The sequence below is a fragment of the Streptomyces sp. VRA16 Mangrove soil genome, from assembly GCF_017377775.1.
GTDB lineage: Bacteria > Actinomycetota > Actinomycetes > Streptomycetales > Streptomycetaceae > Streptomyces.
Map to the genome: position 1 here is coordinate 167,783 of NZ_JAFVLN010000007.1, position 18,518 is coordinate 186,300.

Below are 18,518 nucleotides of genomic sequence, written 5' to 3' on the forward strand. Positions count from 1 at the left end.
CGTCCGCAGGACCGAGCGTTCGCGAGAGGGGCCCGGAGGCGATGCCTCCGGGCCCCTCTCGCCGTCCGGCAGGATGGATGCCATGACCGAGATCCGTACCCCCCGTCTGCTCCTGCGCCGCTGGCTCCCCGACGACGACCTGGCCCCGCTGGCCGACATCCAGTCCGACCCGGCGGTGATGCGCCACGTCGGCGACGGCGCCCCGCGCTCCCTCGACGAGAGCGCCGAGGACATCGAGCGCTGGGAGGAGGAGTGGGACGACGAGGGCTTCGGTGTCTTCGCCGTCGAACTCCTCGGCTCCGGCGAGCTGGCGGGAGCGGTCGGCCTGTACGTACCCGACGCCCCGCCGCGGGTGGCGGGCCACATCGGCGTCCAGTGGCGGCTCGGCCGCCAGTTCTGGGGCCAGGGCTACGCCTCCGAGGCGGCCCAGGCGTCCCTGGAGTTCGCCCTCCAGGACCGGGGCATCGACCGGGTCGTGGCGGTGGTCGCCGAGGGCGACACCTCGTCGGTGAAGGTCCTGGAGAAGCTCGGCATGGAGTTCACGGGCGAGGCCGACGGCGCCCGGCTGTACGCCATCGACCTCACGGAGTACGAGGGCTGAGCGAGGGGCGTACGGCCGCGCGGGTCGCGGTCCGGCGGTCCGGCCCGGCCGGGTCTGTCCGGAACCTGTGACGTCTCCGCGTCACCACGAGCCGCCGCCGCCCCCGCCCGTGCCGCCGCCGACACCGCCGGAGCCGCCGCTCGAACCGCCGCCGCTGCTGCCGCCGCCCCCGCTGGAGGACGGCGCCGTGGTGGACACGGCCGCCGCGGCGACGAGGGTCACCGCCAGTGCCGGGAGGTACTGGGCCAGCGTGGTCGAGCCGCGGGGGCCGCCGGGGACGGCGGTGGCCTCGGCGACGGTCCGCTCCCAGCGTTCCGCCATGCCCAGGGCCACGGCCCAGGCGGTGAGCAGCTCCAACTGGTCCTTGTCGTAGGGGACTTCACCCTCCGGCCGGGCCGCGGCGCCGCCGAGCCACCGTCGGAAGCCCTCCACCTGGAGCCGCAGGGCCGCGCCCTCGGCCGTACGGGAGTGCAGTTCCCAGGAGTGGAACAGCAGGGCGATGCCGATCCCCGTCAAGGCCGCGCCCGCGCTGTACACCGGCGGGCCCGAGGACTTCACGGCGCCGTTGAGGACCGTGCCGACGCACGCCGTGACGGCTCCGGCGAGGGTCAGACCGAGCCCGGCCCACCGGCCCGCCAGGACGCGCCGCGCACTGGACGGCTGCCACAGCCCGCTCGTCTCCATCCATGCGGTGAGCCTGGTGTTCAGGGAGTTCCAGGCGGACCTGAACAGCGGGTCGTAGCGGCTGCCGAGGACGAACTCCTTGCGTCCCGCGAACATGTCGTCCAGCACGGCCGTGGTGTCCGCGTCCGGAACGCCCGCCAGGCCGGGCGTACGGCGCAGCACGGGATGCCGCCCCGTGCCCCGCACGGAGATGTGCCTGCGCAGCGACGCATGGAGCAGCCACGCCACCTGGTGGTGCGGTTCGACCCGTTCGGCGAGGAGGATGCCGCCCTGGGCGGGGGTGAGCCCTTCGGGCGGCGAGGCGGCGTCACGGACCTCCACCGGGGCGTCCGGCCGCCGGTCACGTCCGGCGAGCCGCAGCGCGACGACCGTCGACAGGGCGCAGCCCAGGGCGATTCCGGCCACGGTCAGCGCGGTCCGCAGGGGGTTCGGTGACGCCTCGGCGGTGGGTGTCGCCCCGGTGGGCGGCCGGAGCGCGGCCGCCTTGCCGTCGCCGTTCGGCGCACCGGCGGAGGCGTACACGGTGACGCCGTGACCGGCCCGGATCGTCCCCGGTGCGCCGCCGAGCCGCCCGTCCCCGGTCCCGGTGAACGGGCAGCTCTGCCGCGATCCGGTCCTGCCCCGCACGCAGCGCACCCTGTCCAGGCCGAAGGGCGCGGTGACCTGCACTTCCACGTTCCGCAGATCGACCTCCCAACCGGTGCCGACGGCGTCCCAGGCGAGCCTGCCCTTCTTGACGACGTCCGGGAGCGGGTACGAGATCCGGTAACGGTGCAGCCCGCTGACCGTTCGGCCGGCGTCACCGACCCGGATGTTCTGGTGGTTGTTGTCGCCGTACACGAGTTCGTACGGGACCGGAGCCCCGTCCATCGTGGCGCGGACCTCGTCGTCGTCGATGCCGTACGGCAGCCCGGGGATGTCGCGGTAGATGCCGTGGCGCCCGTCCACCGGGTGCCCGAAGTCGTAGTCGATGACCTCGGTGACGCGTGCGCTGCCGTCCTCGGCGATCCGCGCGCCGACCCACATGCGGTCGACCCGCTCGGTGTTCCCGGCGGCCCCGGCGAACCACACGACGAGCCCGAGCAGCACGGTGACGACCACGGTCCACACGCTGCCGCGCACTCTGAGCCGCCGCGTGGGGGAGAACCCGGCTCCGGCGCCGTCCTTCTTCGCTCCGCTCAAGACGCCCCCAACTGCCGCGTGCACGAAAGGGCAGCAGCCTAGGGCCGTTCGGTCCCAGCCGCCACAGTGACAACGTGTCGAGCGGGGCCACAGTTGTTGAAGCGCTTCGACGCTGACACATCTCACAGAAATCGTCAACTCCCCTGTGAGTAGCGGGATTTCGCTGCGTCCGGCCTGTTGCCCTCCCGGAATCGCCTCACTAGTCTCGCCCGGCAATTGAAGCGCTTCGACGAACAGGAGTCGCATCACCATGAGAACCGGGACGAGCAGCAAGCACGAAGCGCAGCGAGCCGGCCGGCCACCGGCCCGCGGACGCCACAGGATGGCCGTTTTCGTGGTGGCTCTGGCCGCCATCGGCGCCCTCTGCGCCGGGACGGCCGCAGCCGCGCCCGCCGACCAGCGGTCCCGGGCGACCGCCAAGGCCGCGGCGGTCACGGTCCCGCGCGACCCGATGGCCGCCGTGGCCCGGATGCAGCCCGGCTGGAACCTCGGCAACACCTTCGACGCCATCCCCGACGAGACCAGCTGGGGCAACCCGCTCACCACCAAGGCGACGTTCGACGGCCTGCGGGCCCAGGGCTTCCGCAGCGTCCGCATTCCCGTCACGTGGTACCCCCACCAGTCCGACACCGCCCCCTACGCCATCGACCCGACGTGGATGAAGCGGGTCAAGCAGGTTGTCGACTGGGCCCTGGAGGACGGCCTCTACGTCGAGATCAACGTCCACCACGACTCGTGGCAGTGGATCGCCGACATGTCCACCGACCACGACAAGGTCATGGCCAGGTTCAAGGCGACCTGGCAGCAGATCGCCACCACCTTCAAGGACGAACCGCGCGCGCTGCTCATGGAGAGCATCAACGAGCCGCAGTTCAACAACGCGACCGACGCCCAGAAGACCCAGTACCTGCGTGAGCTCAACACGGCCTTCCACGACGTCGTGCGCGCGTCCGGTGGGCAGAACAAGGACCGTCTGCTCGTCCTGCCCTCGGAGGAGACCAACAGCGCCCAGCACTGGCTCGACGACCTGTCGACGACGATGACGGGGCTGCGCGACCGCAACCTCGTGGCGACCGTGCACTACTACAGCTGGTACCCGTTCAGCGTGAACATCGCGGGCGGCACGACCTACGACGCCACGAGCCAGAAGGACCTGACCGACGGCTTCGCCCGGGTGCACGACACCTTCGCCGCCAAGGGCATCCCCGTCTACGTGGGCGAGGTCGGCCTGCTCACCTCCCCCTACTCCGGTGTCGTCGAGCGCGGCGAGATGCTGAAGTACTACGAGCACCTCACCTACGAGGCCCGGCGCAGCGGATTCACCACGGCGCTCTGGGACGCCGCGAACGACTTCCTCAACCGCGGCACCATGCAGTGGATGGTTCCCGAGATGGAAGCCCTGATGAAGACGTCCTGGACCACCCGCTCGGGCACCGCCTCCACCGACAACGTCTTCCTGCCCGCCTCCGGCGCCCTCACGGCGCAGACCCTCACCCTGAACCCCAACGGCCAGACGTTCACCGGCCTGTGGGAGGGCGACCGTGAGCTGACCTCGGGCAGCGACTACACCCTCGACGGCGACCGGCTCACCCTCACCGCCGACGCCCTCACCCGGCTCGCGGGCGACCGCGCCCACGGCGTCAACGCCACCCTTGAGATCCGCTACTCCGCCGGTGTGCCCTGGAAGCTCTTCATCCGCTCCTACGACAAGCCGGTGCTCTCCAACGCCACCGGAACGCTGGACGGCCTGACCATCCCGACCCGGTTCAACGGCGCCCTGATGGCCAACGTGGAGTCCACCTACGCCGACGGCACCGCGGCCGGACCGGCGTCCTGGACCACGTTCCAGTCGTTCGACAACTACCGCGCCGACTACAGCGCCAACACCACCACTGTGAAGCCGGACTTCCTCAAGTCGCTCAAGGACGACGCTCCGGTCACACTCACGTTCCGCTTCTGGACGGGTGACAACATCACGTACACCATCACCAAGTCCGGCAACACCGTGACAGGGACTACGTCCTGACACACCGTCACAGAGCAGCCCGGTCGGCACACGCCGTCCGGGCTGCCACGGTCACAACTCCCCGACGAACCTCCGCCACGCGGCTTCGCCGACCAGGAGGCGGGGGCCCTGGGTGTCCTTGGAGTCGCGGATGTGGGTGGTGCCGGGGGTGTGGGCGACCTCGACGCAGTTCGGGTCGTCGCTGCCGCTGCTGTAGCTGCTCTTGAACCAGGCCAGTTCAGAGGTCTCGCGGATCATAGTTCTCCCAGCACTTGCTCGATGAAGACCAGTGACTCCCCTGGTGGGAGAGCCTGAGCCCGGATGATGCCACACCGCAGTTCGATGACGCGGAGCTGTTTCGCGTCGGAGACGGGGCGTGCGGCGTAGAGGCCGTGGCAGCGTCCGATCGCTGTTCCGTCCCTGAACTTGAGCACCTCCATCTCCCCGCTCATCCCGGAGTGGTCCTCGCGGTCCGTCGGCATCACCTGGATCTCGACGTGCGGCAACTGCCCGATGTCCAGCAGGTGTTCGAGCTGACGCCGCAGCACCATCTTCCCTCCGATCGGGCGGCGCAGGGTCACCTCTTCCTGGATGAAGCTGAGACTGGGTGCCGGATCACGCTCGAACACGGACTTCCGCGCCGCCCGTCCGGCCACGCCGCGCTCGATCTGCTCCCGCGTCAGCGTCGGTCGCCACATGGAGATGAGGGCCTGTGCGTACTCCGGTGTCTGCAACAGACCGTGCAGATTGTGATTCCAGTACGCCGTCAGCTCGACGGCCTGCGCCTCCATTGCCGCGATGTCCCGTACCCGCTTGGGGTAGCGCACCTCCGCGACGTCCCCCTTCAGCCCCGTGATGAGCCCCCCGGCGTCCAACACCTCCTCCGCCTTGTCCAGGAACTCCGGCCGCGGAATCCGCTTCCCGGACTCGACCTTGTAGACGAGCCCCTCCCCGTACCCCATCGCGGAGGCCAGTTCGGGTACCCGCAACCCCAGCGCCTCCCGTCGCGCCTTCAGCAACCGCCCCACCAGGGCGATGACCGCCGCACCCTGCTCGTCGCCGGGTTCGAGCTCCCAGCCGTCACTGTCCGTCGCCTCAGTCATCCGTGCGCACCTCCCGAGATTCCCCACGGCACTACCCGCACGGCACCTTGGACAGCCTGTACAGCTCTGGACAAAAGCTGGACAGTCACCGTACGTGACGGGCATGTCGCGGGTCAGGGTAGGCAGGCGCGGCCACGCTGAGTCACATGAATCAAGAAGTCGCCCAACTGGCGTGCCCCACCCATCACTTCAGCGTTCAGCTGTCGCCCACGCCCCGCGCGGCCCGGCTCGCGCGCCTCCTCGCCGTCGAACAACTTCGCACCTGGGAACTCGTGTGCGTACTGGACGGCGCGGCGCACATCGTGGCGGAGCTGGCCGCGAACGCCGTCACGCACGCCCGGCTCCCCGGGCGGGACTTCCGGCTGGTGCTGTACGTGGCCGAGGGCGTCCTGCGCATCGAGGTCGCCGACGCCCGGGGCGACCGGCGCCCTCAACTCGGCTCGGGTGAAGGGGAGTCGGGGCGCGGCCTCATCCTCGTAGAAGCACTGGCCGACCGCTGGGGCGTCACGGCGGGACCGGCGCCCCGCAAGACCGTCTGGGCTGAGATCGACCTGTCACCGGGGCGCGGAAACGCGTGCTCCGGTCACTCGGGCTTCAACCCCAAAGGAACATCCGAGAGGGAAAGAAACCTGACCAAGCCCCACCCCTCCTCCCGCCGCCACTCGGACGGGTGAAGGTAGCCAACTCGGCTTGCGCTGCGGCCGGTTGGTCCCTCTACGCTCACGCCCAACAACACAACCGCAAACATGCGACGGCCCCCGCCGGGATTAACGGTCCCAAGGCGAGGGCCTGACCACCGAGGAAGGCCAACTTCCCGATGGATATCCAGCACCCTAGCGCGCCCCCGCACGCCGAGTCCGGCGTTGGCGGCATCGTTCACGAGAACGTGCGGCATCACAGCCGTTTCACGGTCATCGGCAACCATCTCGCACAGCATCGCGAACTCTCCGGACTCGCCATCGGGCTCGCCGTGTACATCCAGTCGCTCCCGGCCGGGGCCCGCGCCGACATCCGCACCCTCACCGCCCGCTTCCCGGAAGGCTCCACCCGTATCGCCGCCGCCCTGCGCGAGCTGGAGACCCACGGTTACCTGCGGCGGGAGCGGCTGCGCACCCCGGACGGGAAGGTCCGCACGCGCACGGTCTCCTGCAACCGGCCCGGCGCCGTCGACCGGGCCGCCCCGGCCGTGCGCACGCCCGTACGGGAGAAGAAGCCCAAGCCCCTCGCCGTCCCGCACCCGGAACGCGCGCCGGGGCCCGGCCTCCTGCGGGCCGCCACCGACGTCCTCGCCACCCTCCACCGCGCCGACGCCCGCCTGGCCCTCTCCGCCCGGGACGCCGAACGGCTCGCACCCGGTGTCGCCGCCTGGCTGGAACGGGGCCTGACCCCGTCGGCCGTCCGGCACGCGCTCACCCGGGACCTCCCGGACCGCCCGATCCACCGCCCGGCGGCGCTGCTCGCACACCGGCTGACGGTGCAACTCCCGGTGTGGGACCGGCCGTTCCAGCCGCCGGCCGCCGCGCCACCCGCCCTCCATCCCCTCCACAACTGCGACGTCTGCGACCGCGCCTACCGGGGCCCGGAACCGGACCGCTGTCCCGGCTGCCGGGCCCACGCCGCCGACCCTGGGCGGGCTGCCTTACCCCGGACGTAATCGACCGGGACCGGGGCCGAGCGGCACTCTGAGGTCACCGGAACCCGGACGGCGCACTCCGTCCGGGCTCCGGCCCCTTGACCAGGTACTTCAGGTGTTTCCGGTAGCTCAGGAGGCTTGCCATGACCGCCAACGACATCCACACCGCCGCCGTCGCCCGCTACTTCGAGGCCTGGAACGCCCGGACGCCCGAAGAGCGCGCCAAGGCCGTCGCAGCGGCCTGGACGGAGGACGGCAGCTACACCGACCCGCTCGCCGAGGCCGCGGGCCACGACGGCGTCGCCGCCGTCATCGGGGGCGCGCACGAGCAGTTCCCCGGCTTCTTCTTCCGGCCGCTGGGAGACGTCGACGGGCACCACCGGGTGGCCCGGTTCGGCTGGGAGCTGGTCTCCGAGGCGGACGGGTCGGCGCCGGTCGCCGGGTTCGACGTGATCGAGCTCGCGGACGACGGCCGGATCCGTGCGGTGCACGGATTCCTGGACCGCGTACCCGCCTGAGCCCCAACCGGGCTCTCCCGGTTCGGTGCTGCGGTGCTGCGGCTGCGGTGCTGCGGTGTCGCCGGCGTGGCCGGTTCCGCTCCGTGACGAGCCGGAACCGGCGCCGCCGCAAGCGCCGACCCTGTGACGAACCTGTGTGGGACATCGGGAGGTGCCCCACAGGTGTCCAGTATTGGGGGTCTGTGCATTTATGGAGGGAAGGGGAGGGAGCGGTTCCATTGCGGTATGACTTCACCTCTTGACGCCGTCTGGGCGGACGAGTTGGCTTTCGAGCCACCTCGGTCGCACCGTCGCGGCCACGTCAGGGAGGTATCCGTAATGAACACGCGAATGCGATGCGTCACGACGGCGGGCGCCGCATCCGTCCTGCTGGTCTCGCTCACGGCCTGCGGTGGTGTGCTGCCCGGGGGAAGCAGCGACAGCAGCGCGCCCGTGCGCAAGGGCAATGACGTGAAGATAGGTCTGCTCCTTCCGGAGAAGGAGACCGCCCGCTACGAGAAGTTCGACCGGCCGATCATCGAGAGACAGGTCGACGAGCTCACCGACGGCAAGGGCAAGTTCGTGTACGCCAACGCGGACCAGGACGCCGACCTTCAGAACGATCAGGTTCAGAAGATGATCGACGAGAAGGTGGACACCCTCATCGTCGACGCGGTCGACGCCAAGACCATCGCCGCGTCCGTGAAGAAGGCGAAGGACGCGGGCATCCACGTCATCGCCTACGACCGCCTCGCCGAGGGCCCGGTCGACGCCTATGTCGGTTTCGACAATGAACTCGTCGGCCAGACGCAGGGCAAGGAACTGGTCGCCGCGCTCGGCGACAAGGCGAGCAAGAGCACCAAGGTCGTCATGATCAACGGTTCGCCGACCGACCCCAACGCCGCGCAGTACAAGGAGAGCGCCCGCGCGGAGCTGGAGAACAGGGTGACCGTCGCCGAGTCGTACGACACGGTGGGCTGGAAGCCCAAGAACGCCAAGGCCAACATGGAGCGGGCGATCTCCGCGATCGGCGCGTCGAACATCGCGGGCGTCTACTCGGCGAACGACGGCATGGCGGCCGGCGTGATCGAGGCGCTGAAGGCGGCGGGCGTCACCAAGATGCCGCCCATCACCGGCCAGGACGCCGAACTCGCTGCTGTGCGCCGCATTCTGACGGGCGACCAGTACATGAGCGTGTACAAGCCCTACCCCGACGAGGCCGCGACCGCCGCCGAGATGGCGGTGCGTGCCGCCCAGGGCCGCGACATCGAGTTCGAGGCCCTGGCGACGAGCCGCGTGGACAGCCCGACGAACAAGCAGATCCACACCGCGAGCATCAGCGTGGTGGCCCTGACCCGCAAGAACATCAAGCAGACCGTGGTCAAGGACAAGATCTTCACGGTCAAGGAGATCTGCGCGGGCGGCTACGCGCAGCCGTGCGCGGACGCAGGCCTGAAGTAACCGCCCCGGGAGCCGGTCGAACTCCCCTTGCCCGGCCCTGGCCAGGCGGGGGATGACTGGTCAGGGCCGGTGCGCTTGGGGAGCGCTGGGGTTCAGCCTGCCCGGGGGAGAGGGGTGGCGCTACCGTCAGCTTGTTGCGTCAGCACCTTCATGGGGTCTGCGCAAACCATGAACAAGCGCTGCATATGCGTTGTTTGAGGCCGGGTGGGGTGACGATGACGGAGTGGGGCGGCACGGCGGACGGACGGCACGACCACGGTGTGGAGCGGCTGTGCGACGCCGGGAACCGGTTGTACAGCGAGGCGCTGCGGGCGGGCCGGCTGCCGCGCGACGCGGCCGAGGAGGCCCCCTGCCTGGTGCGCCTCGCTCTGCTGTACACGGATCCGCGCGATTCCGACTGGCTGGTCCCGGTGCCGCCTCAGCAGGCCATGGCGGGCGCGCTGCGCTCGACGTACGAGGCCGTCGCGGAAGGCCACCGGCGGCTGGGGGCGACCGTCGAGGCGCTCTCCCGCTACGCGGAGCTCGACATCCGCTCGGGGCCCGACCGCGGGGTCGCCCGGCTGCTGGAGGGCAAGGAGCGCATCCAGGAGGCCGTCGACGAGGCGGGCGCGGCGTGCGAGGGCATGGCCCGCACCATCCAGCCGGGCGGCATCCGCAGCGAGCTGGACCTGGCGGAGTCGGCGTGGCGGCTGGAGGGGATGCGCGAGCGCGGGGTGCGGATGCGCACGCTGTACACGCATGTGGCCCGGCACGGCCTGGGGCTCCACGAGTATCTGGACATGGTCGGGGACGTCGTCGAGGTGCGGACCCTGGACGAGGTGCCGGAGCGGCTCATGGCGTTCGACTCGACGGTCGCGTACGTCCCCGCGAACGCGGACCGCACGCTCGCGCTGGAGATCCGGCACCCCGCGTTGGTCGCGTACCTGGTCACCGTCTTCGACCGGCTGTGGCGTCTTGCGATGCCGACGACGCAGCGGCTGCCCGGGGCGGACTCGGCCGGGATCACGCACCAGGGGCGGGCCATCGCGGCGCTGCTCGCCGAGGGCCACACGGACGCGGTGGTCGCCGAGCGGCTCGGGATGAACGTGCGGACGTGCCGGGCGCACATCGCGCGGCTGGCGGAGACGCTGGGTGCCTCGAACCGCACTCAACTGGGCGTGCGCATAGCCCAGTCGGGCCTGGCCGACCCTGAACCGTCGTCGCCCGGGACGTCACCCGTCCTGATCCAGGATCCCTGACTGCCCTATGAGGTATCCGAGCTGAGCCCGGCTGTCGCTGCCGAGGGTGGCGGCCAGTTTGGCGATGTGGACGCGGACGGTGCGGATGTTCATGCCGAGACGTTCGGCGATGACGGCGTCCGTGTGGCCCTCGATGAGGAGCGCCGCGATGGTGCGCTGGCGGGTGGTGACCGACCCCGCCGACGCCTCCTCCCCCGCGTCCTGCGGGAACATCGGGGTGGCCAGCCGCCACAGCCGCTCGAAGGTGGTGGCGAGGTAGGAGATCAGTGCCGGGTGCCGGATCTCCAGCGCGACCGTGCGGTCCGCGTTCGCGGGGATGAAGGCGACCTTGCGGTCCAGCATGACGAGGCGTTCGACGACCTCGTCCAGCGTGCGCACCTGGACGTCCCCGGCGAGCTGCTCGTAGTGGGCGAGGACGGCCGGTGAGTGCCGGGAGGTGTGCTGGTACAGCGTCCGCATCCGGCCGCCGCGGGCGAGCAGTTGCTGTTCGCGCGGCAGGGTCGTGGCGAGTATGGACGCGGGGCGGGCCGGTCCGGGCTGGATGGTCAGCAGTTCGCTCGACGAGGTCGAGGTGGCCTCGGCGATGGCCTCGTTGATGCGCTGGAGGCCGAGCAGGACATCGATCATGGGTGCCCTCGGCACCGTGGCGCGCTCCGCCTCCATGTCGATGAGCGAGGCGAACGTCTGAGCCAGACGCACCTCTTTGCTGCGCTGTTCGGCGATGGTGCTCTCGACCGACTTCAGCAGTTCCGGGAGCACGACCGCGGGGGACGCGGGGTGCAGCCACTGCGGGTCCTCCGGGTCCGGGCGGAGCAGACCGAACGATTCGAGGCAGGGGACGGGCTGGGTGTCGTCCCTGTGCAGTCGGCGCTCACGCAGGGCGCGGGTGTACAGGGCCGTGCCCGCCTCGCACATCTCCTCGGGACCGTGGGGGTGTATGTCAGTCGTCACGCGTCTGCTCCAGCATCCCGGACTGTGCGATGAGGTACCCGAGTTGGGCCCGGCTACCGCTGCCTAGGGCGGCCGCGATCTTGGCGATGTGCGCGCGGCAGGTGCGGACGTTCATGCCGAGGCGGCGGGCGATGGCCTCGTCGACGTGCCCCTCCACGAGGAGTTTGGCGATGGAGCGCTGGACGCCGGTGATCCCCTCCGGCGTCGCTTCGTAGGAGACGTCCTCCTGGAGCGGGGTGGCGCGGCGCCACAGATGGTCGAAGACATTGATGAGGTACTGCACCAGGCCCGGGTGCCGCAGCTCCAGCGCCAGGTTGTCGCCGGCCTGGGCGGGGATGAAGGCGACGTCGTGGTCGCAGATGATGAGGCGCTCGATGAGTTCCTCCGTCGTCCGTATCTCGACCCGTGCCCCGGCCATCTTGTCCATGTAGGCGAAGGTGTTCTGGCTGTAGCGGACGGTGTGCTGGTACAGAGTGCGCATGGAGATGCCGCGCTCTATCAGGGGTTTGCTGCGCTCCAGCGCCTCGCTCAGGAGATGCTCGGACCGGCCGCCGCCCGGCTGGATCGTGAGTACTTCCCGCCGGCTCTCGCCGATGGCCCGGTCCAGGGCGGCGTTGATGCGGCCCACGCCCTCCAGCACCGTGATGGCGTGCGTGGTCGGAGGCATCTGAGCACTGATGGCCATGAATGGCTGGAAAGCAGTCGTGAGATCGGCGGTGAGCTGCCGCCGCTCCTGTATCTCGCGTTCTATCGGCTGCAGCGTCTGAGCGAGCACGACGGACGGGGGAACCGGACGCAGCCAGCGGGCGTCGTCCGGGTCAGGGTGCAGCAGCGCGAATTCCACCAGGCAAGGCGCGAGATCGACTTCGGCACGTGCGATCCGTCCCGCACTGAGCGCACTCGCGTAAAGACGCTCGCCTTCAGGGCACAGCTCAGTGACTGGATGTGGATGTGTCGGTTGTGTGCTTTTTGTTGGCAAATCTCCACCCCCCAGGGTCCTGAACGTGCAGGAACATGATGCATCGCTCCTGTGGCTTACACACGCACGAATGAGTCATCGTCTGTGGTGCGGGGGAGAAGAAGCCATCAGGTAAGGACGAAGCCGACATGAGTAAGAGAATGCTTCGCTCAATGCTTGGCGCGGCGGTCGTCGCTGTTGCGCTGGCGCTGAGCACGGCCGCCACCAGTGCGCCGGGCGATGTTGCCTGGGGCTCTGCTCAGGTAGGTACGCACAGCGTCGCCAGCCCCGCCGCCGCCGATGACGTGGCCTGGGGCCGTTCGACCGCCGCCGGGGGCGAAGAGGGATGATGACCCCACCCGACGACAGAACCCTGCGCCGCGAGATGGCGATCGCCTACCGGTCCGGTTGGCACACGATCGATCTCGTGACGGCGATCCCGAACGTGGGTGACTCCCTCATGGTCACCCTCTTCGGAGAACCGATCGTCGTGGTGCGGGAGGACGACGACATCCGGGCCTTCCGGTGTCTGCGTCGGCCGCGCGGCGCCCCACAGCCGGTGCGGACCGTCGTCCGGTACGGAATGATCTTCGTGAACCTCGACCAGCGGGACCACCAGCTGGTCGGCGAGGCAGGACCCGAGGCCTCGCGGGCGTCCCGAGAGGCGTCCCCCCGCACCACAGCCACCCCCCGCAGTGCCTGACGCGATGCCCCCGTCGTTGTAGATCGCGCAGGTGCTTCCCCCCGCAGCGGCGCCACCGTGAACCTGAATCACGGTGGCGCCGCTGCAGTTTTGCGTGCGGTGCCCCGGATACCCGGCTACGCGTCGAAGACGGCGTTGCCCGTGGCCCGGCCCACCGCGATCTCGATGACCACCCGGTCCGGGTTGGGCGACGGCGTGCGCGTGTAGCGCTCGGCGTAGCGGCGCTCGGCGTCCGCGACGCGCTCGGGGTCCGTGTGCACGGTGGCCCGCCCCTCCAGCGTGGCCCAGCGCCGGCCGTCGACCTGGCAGACCGCGACGAGCCCGGGGCCCGCCAGAAGGTGGGCGACCTTGCGGCTGGCCTTGTTGGTGATGACCCGGGCGACCCGCGCCTCGGCGTCGTAGGTCACGCCCACCGGGACGACGTGCGGCGTGCCGTCGGGGCGCAGTGTCGTCAGCGTGCACAGGTGCCGTTCCCGCCAGAAGCTGAGGAAGGCGTCGGAGGGGGCGTCGAGGTCGATCCGCTTGGCCATGCCGCGAACCTACCTTTCATCTGAAGGTTGAGCGGAATAGACTCAACTTTGTGTACGTTGGAGTAGTCAGATTCAAGAGTAGTGAGAAGGCCGCAGCGGGGCCCGTCAGGGCCCGGTAGAGCCAGGGCCCAGTTGGACGACGTGGAGGAGAACAGGCACGTGGACGCCGAGCTGACGAACCGGAGCCGCGACGCGATCAACGCGGCGACCAGCCGGGCCGTGTCCGGGGGACACCCGGATCTGACCCCGGCGCACTTGCTGTTGGCCCTGCTGGAGGGGCAGGAGAACGAGAACATCACCGACCTGCTGGCCGCGGTCGGCGCCGACCAGGCGGACGTCAGGGCCGGTGCCGAGCGCGTGCTGAGCGAGCTGCCCAGCGTGACCGGGTCGACCGTCGCGCCGCCGCAGCCGAGCCGCGACATGCTCGCCGTCGTCGCCGACGCCGGTGAGCGGGCGAAGAAGCTGGGCGACGAGTTCCTCTCCACCGAGCATCTGCTGATCGGCATCGCCGCCAAGGGCGGGGCCGCCGGTGCGGTGCTGACCGAGAATGGGGCCGGGGCGAAGCAGCTGGCCGAGGCGTTCGCGAAGAGCAGGGGAGGGCGCCGGGTGACGACACCGGATCCCGAGGGGTCGTACAAGGCGTTGGAGAAGTTCGGTACGGACTTCACGGAGGCGGCGCGCGAGGGGCGCCTCGACCCCGTCATCGGGCGGGACCAGGAGATCCGCCGCGTGGTGCAGGTGCTGTCGCGCCGCACGAAGAACAACCCGGTGCTCATCGGTGAGCCCGGCGTCGGCAAGACCGCCGTCGTCGAGGGGCTCGCGCAGCGGATCGTGAAGGGGGACGTGCCCGAGTCGCTGAAGGACAAGCGGCTCGTCTCGCTCGACCTGGGCGCGATGGTCGCGGGCGCGAAGTACCGCGGCGAGTTCGAGGAGCGGCTCAAGACCGTCCTCTCCGAGATCAAGGAGAGCGACGGACAGGTGATCACGTTCATCGACGAGCTGCACACCGTCGTGGGCGCGGGCGCCGGCGGCGACTCCGCCATGGACGCGGGGAACATGCTGAAGCCCATGCTCGCCCGCGGCGAGCTGCGCATGGTCGGTGCGACGACCCTCGACGAGTACCGGGAGCGGATCGAGAAGGACCCCGCCCTGGAGCGCCGCTTCCAGCAGGTGCTGGTCGCCGAGCCGAGCGTCGAGGACTCCATCGCGATCCTGCGCGGGCTCAAGGGCCGGTACGAGGCCCACCACAAGGTCCAGATCGCCGACAGCGCGCTGGTCGCGGCCGCCACCCTCTCCGACCGGTACATCACCTCCCGCTTCCTCCCCGACAAGGCCATCGACCTCGTCGACGAGGCGGCGTCGCGGCTCCGTATGGAGATCGACTCGTCGCCCGTCGAGATCGACGAGCTGCAGCGCGCCGTCGACCGGCTGCGCATGGAGGAGCTCGCGATCGGCAAGGAGACCGACCCCGCGAGCCGCCAGCGGCTCGACAAGCTCCGCCGCGACCTCGCCGACAAGGAGGAGGAGCTGCGCGGCCTCACCGCCCGCTGGGAGAAGGAGAAGCAGTCCCTCAACCGCGTCGGTGAGCTGAAGGAGAAGCTCGACGAGCTGCGCGGGCAGGCCGAGCGCGCCCAGCGCGACGGCGACTTCGACACGGCCTCCAAGCTCCTCTACGGCGAGATCCCCACCCTGGAAAGGGACTTGGTGGAGGCTTCCGAGGCCGAGGAAGAGGTCGCGCGCGACACCATGGTCAAGGAGGAGGTCGGTTCCGACGACATCGCCGATGTCGTGGCGTCGTGGACCGGCATCCCGGCGGGCCGCCTGATGGAGGGCGAGACGCAGAAGCTGCTGCGCATGGAGGACGAGCTCGGCCGGCGGCTCATCGGCCAGGGCGAGGCCGTGCGCGCCGTGTCCGACGCCGTACGCCGTACGCGCGCCGGCATCGCCGACCCCGACCGGCCCACGGGTTCCTTCCTCTTCCTCGGCCCGACCGGCGTCGGCAAGACCGAGCTGGCCAAGGCGCTCGCCGACTTCCTCTTCGACGACGAGCGGGCGATGATCCGCATCGACATGAGCGAGTACAGCGAGAAGCACTCGGTGGCCCGCCTGGTCGGCGCGCCCCCCGGCTACGTCGGATACGAGGAGGGCGGACAGCTCACGGAGGCGGTGCGCCGCCGCCCGTACAGCGTGGTGCTCCTCGACGAGGTGGAGAAGGCGCACCCGGAGGTCTTCGACATCCTGCTCCAGGTGCTCGACGACGGCCGGCTCACCGACGGTCAGGGCCGCACGGTCGACTTCCGCAACACGATCCTGATCCTCACGTCCAACCTGGGCAGCCAGTTCCTGATCGATCCGCTCTCCTCGGCGGACGAGAAGAAGCAGCAGGTCCTCGAAGTCGTCCGGGCGTCGTTCAAGCCGGAGTTCCTCAACCGGCTCGACGACCTGGTCGTCTTCTCCGCCCTGGAGAAGGACGAGCTGCGCCGGATCGCGGGCCTGCAGCTCGACCGCCTGGCCAAGCGCCTCGCGGACCGCCGCCTCACGCTCGACGTCACCGACGCCGCGCTGTCGTGGCTGGCGGACGAGGGCAACGACCCGGCCTACGGTGCGCGCCCGCTGCGCCGCCTCGTCCAAACGGCCATCGGCGACCGGCTGGCCAAGGAGATCCTCTCCGGCGAGGTCAAGGACGGCGACACGGTCCGGGTGGACGCGTTCGGCGACGGGCTCATCGTGGGGCCCGCCACCGGGAAGACGCTGTAGCGGTACGCCCCCGCGCCCCCTGGGGCGCGGGGGCGTGTCCGTCGGCGGTCGCGCCGCGGCGTGCAGCCGGAAGCGAACACGACCCGGCAGACGCGAAGCCGGGCTTGCCCCCCGGGGGGCCTCCTGGGAGAGGATGGCCGCATCCATACGAAGGGAACAAGCACGTGAGCATCGACCCGTCCTCGATTCCGAATTTCGGGGGACAGCCCCAGCCGCAGCAGGGGGCGGGACCGGCGGGCCCCGTCATTCCCGACCAGGACCTGGTCAAGCAGCTGCTCGACCAGATGGAGCTCAAGCACGTCATCGACGACGAGGGCGACCTCGCCGCGCCGTGGGAGGAGTTCCGCACGTACTTCATGTTCCGTGGCGAGGGTGACCAGCAGGTCTTCTCGGTGCGGACGTTTTACGACCGGCCGCACACCATCGAGGCCAAGCCGCAGCTCCTGGAGTCGATCGACGACTGGAACCGCCGCACCCTGTGGCCCAAGGTCTACAGCCACACGCACGACGACGGCACGGTCCGCCTCATCGGCGAGGCCCAGATGCTGATCGGCACCGGAGTCTCCCTGGAGCACTTCGTGTCGTCGACCGTCAGCTGGGTCCGCGCCGCGATCGAGTTCGACCGCTGGCTCGTCGAGCAGCTCGGCCTGGAGGCCGACGTCGACGCCGCCGAGGGCGAGGACGACGAGAAGCCCGAGGGCGACGCCGAGTAGTAACCCGACGGCCCGGACCGCCTACAGCGGTCTGCGTGCGTACAGCAGCAGATACGTTCCGTACGCCAGGGAGAGCCCGGCCAGCGCAGCCACCACCAGGAGGGCGTGCGCGGGCCGGGCTCTCGCCGTTCTGGCCAGCGCTCGGGCCAGCGGCAGCAGCAGCGGGAACGCCGGGAGCAGAAAGCGCGGCTTGGACTCGAAGAAGCCGGAGCCGCAGACCGCGATCGACAGCAGCACCCCGCTGTAGACGAGCAGCGGCAGCGGTGCCCGGTCCAGGAGCAGCAGCGCGTACAGCAGTACGCCGACCGCGACGATCAGCAGCGCCGTCGGGAAGATGACCAGGTCCCCGCGGAGCAGCATGTTCCGCGCGAACCGCGCCGAACCCAACCCGAGATCGAACGTCGACCCCCAGGCCTTCTGCACCCCGAAGTACCCGCCGAGCGGATCGCCCTTCCGGAACCCCACCCACAGCATGTACGCGCCCCAGCCGAGCGGCGCGAGCAGCGCGCCCGTCCACAGCCTGTGGGGAACCCGGCCGCGCCGCCGCACCAGCTCCCAGGCGGCGGTGACGAGCACGGCGGCGGCGACCGCGAAACCGTTGGGCCGGGACAGGCCGGCGAGCGCGGCCAGCGAGCCCGCCCACAGCCAGCGCCCGGTCAGCACCGCGTACAGCGACCAGGCGGCGAAGGCGGTGAGCACCGGCTCGGTGTAGCCCATGGAGAGCACCACCGAGTGCGGCATGACGCCCCACAGCACGACGAGCAGCGTCGCCACGGACGGGCCGTACAGGCGCAGCCCGATGCGGTGGATGCCGAGCGCGGCCGCGGCCGCCGCGGCCCAGGCCACCAGCAGCCCGCAGGCCCCGAGGCTGACCGGCAGCACCAGGTGCACGGCGCGGGTCAGCGCCGGATAGAGCGGGAAGAACGCCAGGTCCTGGTAGACGATCGCGGGGCCGTGGTGCATCGTGCGGGCGCCGTAGCCGTGCGCGGCGATGCTCAGGTACCACAGCGAGTCCCAGGAGCGGCCGAGCACCGCGAAGGGCTGCCGTCCGTCGAGCCAGGAGTCGAGCACCACGGCGAGCAGGCCCGTCAGGCGCGCGGCGGCGAACAGCGCGAGGGCCCGCAGCGCGGTCGCGGGGCGTCGCGCGGTCCTGCCGAGGTGCGGTGCTGTGGCTGAGGGGGCGTCAAGAACGGCGGTGCTGCTCGACTCGGTCACAACCGAACCTTCCGACGCCCGCCCCGCACCCGCGCGTTGGGCTGCGCCGACCGGGTTCGTCGCGGGGCAGGGTCGGATCGTGGCCCGGGGGTGGTCGGTCGTTGTCTGCGGCTCCGGTGGGGGCTGGTCGCGCAGTTCCCCGCGCCCCTGAGATGCGCACCTTCGGTGCGGCATCTCCCCGACGGGGAAGGCTGCGCGTCAGCGCATGCCTTCAGGGGCGCGGGGAACTGCGCGACCAGCCCCCACCGGGCCCGCGGCCTCCCACGAGACAGTCCCCCCTACGGCGA

The 18,518-nt window shown here is 70.6% G+C and carries 17 protein-coding genes; 10 read left to right on the forward strand and 7 right to left on the reverse strand.

Going from position 1 to position 18,518, the window contains the following annotated elements; genetic code table 11:
* Positions 1-82: 82 nt before the first annotated feature.
* The gene (locus tag J3486_RS20655; RefSeq protein WP_207822267.1) at positions 83-601 is read left to right on the forward strand and encodes a GNAT family N-acetyltransferase; all 519 of its coding nucleotides are present in this window, start codon (positions 83-85) and stop codon (positions 599-601) included.
* Positions 602-682: 81 nt separating this feature from the next.
* Here the strand turns inward: J3486_RS20655 and J3486_RS20660 are convergent, their stop codons facing one another.
* Complete coding sequence (locus tag J3486_RS20660; protein ID WP_207822269.1) at positions 683-2,467, reverse strand: DUF2207 domain-containing protein; 1,785 nt, start codon at positions 2,465-2,467, stop codon at positions 683-685.
* Positions 2,468-2,789: 322 nt separating this feature from the next.
* Here J3486_RS20660 and J3486_RS20665 point away from each other — a divergent pair, with 322 nt between their 5' ends.
* Positions 2,790-4,493 carry a cellulase family glycosylhydrolase gene (locus tag J3486_RS20665; protein WP_229378329.1) on the forward strand — a complete coding sequence of 568 codons (1,704 nt, stop codon included), beginning with the start codon at positions 2,790-2,792 and terminating at the stop codon, positions 4,491-4,493.
* A gap of 51 nt (positions 4,494-4,544) precedes the next feature.
* Here J3486_RS20665 and J3486_RS20670 read toward each other — a convergent pair whose 3' ends face one another.
* The gene (locus J3486_RS20670) at positions 4,545-4,730 is read right to left on the reverse strand and encodes a DUF397 domain-containing protein (RefSeq protein WP_207822272.1); all 186 of its coding nucleotides are present in this window, start codon (positions 4,728-4,730) and stop codon (positions 4,545-4,547) included.
* The gene (locus J3486_RS20675) at positions 4,727-5,575 is read right to left on the reverse strand and encodes a helix-turn-helix transcriptional regulator (protein WP_207822274.1); all 849 of its coding nucleotides are present in this window, start codon (positions 5,573-5,575) and stop codon (positions 4,727-4,729) included. The genes J3486_RS20670 and J3486_RS20675 overlap by 4 nt, the downstream gene beginning before the upstream one ends.
* Before the next feature lie 146 nt (positions 5,576-5,721).
* On the opposite strand from J3486_RS20675, the gene J3486_RS20680 reads away from it, so the two are divergent.
* The 5 genes from J3486_RS20680 to J3486_RS20700 all read left to right on the forward strand — a co-directional run bounded on the left by J3486_RS20680 (position 5,722) and on the right by J3486_RS20700 (position 10,404).
* Positions 5,722-6,249: an ATP-binding protein gene (locus tag J3486_RS20680; protein ID WP_207822276.1), complete on the forward strand. Its 528-nt coding sequence runs from the start codon at positions 5,722-5,724 to the stop codon at positions 6,247-6,249.
* A gap of 143 nt (positions 6,250-6,392) precedes the next feature.
* Positions 6,393-7,229 (forward strand): helix-turn-helix domain-containing protein, encoded by an 837-nt coding sequence (locus J3486_RS20685; RefSeq protein WP_207822278.1) that lies wholly within the window; start codon positions 6,393-6,395, stop codon positions 7,227-7,229.
* A 122-nt stretch (positions 7,230-7,351) separates the two neighbouring features.
* Positions 7,352-7,726: a nuclear transport factor 2 family protein gene (locus J3486_RS20690; protein WP_207822280.1), complete on the forward strand. Its 375-nt coding sequence runs from the start codon at positions 7,352-7,354 to the stop codon at positions 7,724-7,726.
* A 318-nt stretch (positions 7,727-8,044) separates the two neighbouring features.
* Complete coding sequence (locus J3486_RS20695; RefSeq protein ID WP_229378330.1) at positions 8,045-9,166, forward strand: sugar ABC transporter substrate-binding protein; 1,122 nt, start codon at positions 8,045-8,047, stop codon at positions 9,164-9,166.
* A gap of 215 nt (positions 9,167-9,381) precedes the next feature.
* Positions 9,382-10,404, forward strand: coding sequence for a helix-turn-helix transcriptional regulator (locus J3486_RS20700; RefSeq protein WP_207822282.1), 1,023 nt, complete (start codon positions 9,382-9,384; stop codon positions 10,402-10,404).
* Here J3486_RS20700 and J3486_RS20705 read toward each other — a convergent pair.
* Together J3486_RS20705 and J3486_RS20710 are read right to left on the reverse strand one after the other, a co-directional pair.
* A complete protein-coding gene (locus J3486_RS20705; RefSeq protein ID WP_307804881.1) occupies positions 10,378-11,355 on the reverse strand; it encodes a helix-turn-helix transcriptional regulator in 978 nt (325 codons plus the stop codon). The two genes, J3486_RS20700 and J3486_RS20705, sit on opposite strands and share 27 nt — an antisense overlap.
* Complete coding sequence (locus tag J3486_RS20710; protein WP_207822284.1) at positions 11,345-12,334, reverse strand: helix-turn-helix transcriptional regulator; 990 nt, start codon at positions 12,332-12,334, stop codon at positions 11,345-11,347. Before J3486_RS20710 ends, J3486_RS20705 begins: the two co-directional genes overlap by 11 nt.
* A gap of 325 nt (positions 12,335-12,659) precedes the next feature.
* On the opposite strand from J3486_RS20710, the gene J3486_RS20715 reads away from it, so the two are divergent.
* On the forward strand, positions 12,660-13,016 hold the full coding sequence (locus J3486_RS20715; protein WP_207822286.1) for a hypothetical protein: 357 nt from the start codon (positions 12,660-12,662) through the stop codon (positions 13,014-13,016).
* Positions 13,017-13,132: 116 nt separating this feature from the next.
* On the opposite strand, the gene J3486_RS20720 is transcribed toward J3486_RS20715, so the two are convergent.
* Positions 13,133-13,546 (reverse strand): pyridoxamine 5'-phosphate oxidase family protein, encoded by a 414-nt coding sequence (locus J3486_RS20720; protein WP_207822288.1) that lies wholly within the window; start codon positions 13,544-13,546, stop codon positions 13,133-13,135.
* A 159-nt stretch (positions 13,547-13,705) separates the two neighbouring features.
* Between J3486_RS20720 and clpB the strand changes: the two genes are divergently transcribed.
* Both clpB and J3486_RS20730 read left to right on the forward strand, forming a co-directional pair.
* On the forward strand, positions 13,706-16,303 hold the full coding sequence (gene clpB, locus J3486_RS20725; RefSeq protein WP_207822290.1) for an ATP-dependent chaperone ClpB: 2,598 nt from the start codon (positions 13,706-13,708) through the stop codon (positions 16,301-16,303).
* Positions 16,304-16,467: 164 nt separating this feature from the next.
* Entirely contained in the window at positions 16,468-17,016 is a 549-nt protein-coding gene (locus J3486_RS20730; protein WP_207822292.1) for a YbjN domain-containing protein, read from the forward strand.
* 21 nt (positions 17,017-17,037) lie between these two features.
* Here the strand turns inward: J3486_RS20730 and J3486_RS20735 are convergent, their stop codons facing one another.
* A complete protein-coding gene (locus J3486_RS20735; RefSeq protein WP_374194750.1) occupies positions 17,038-18,231 on the reverse strand; it encodes a hypothetical protein in 1,194 nt (397 codons plus the stop codon).
* Positions 18,232-18,518: the final 287 nt, after the last annotated feature.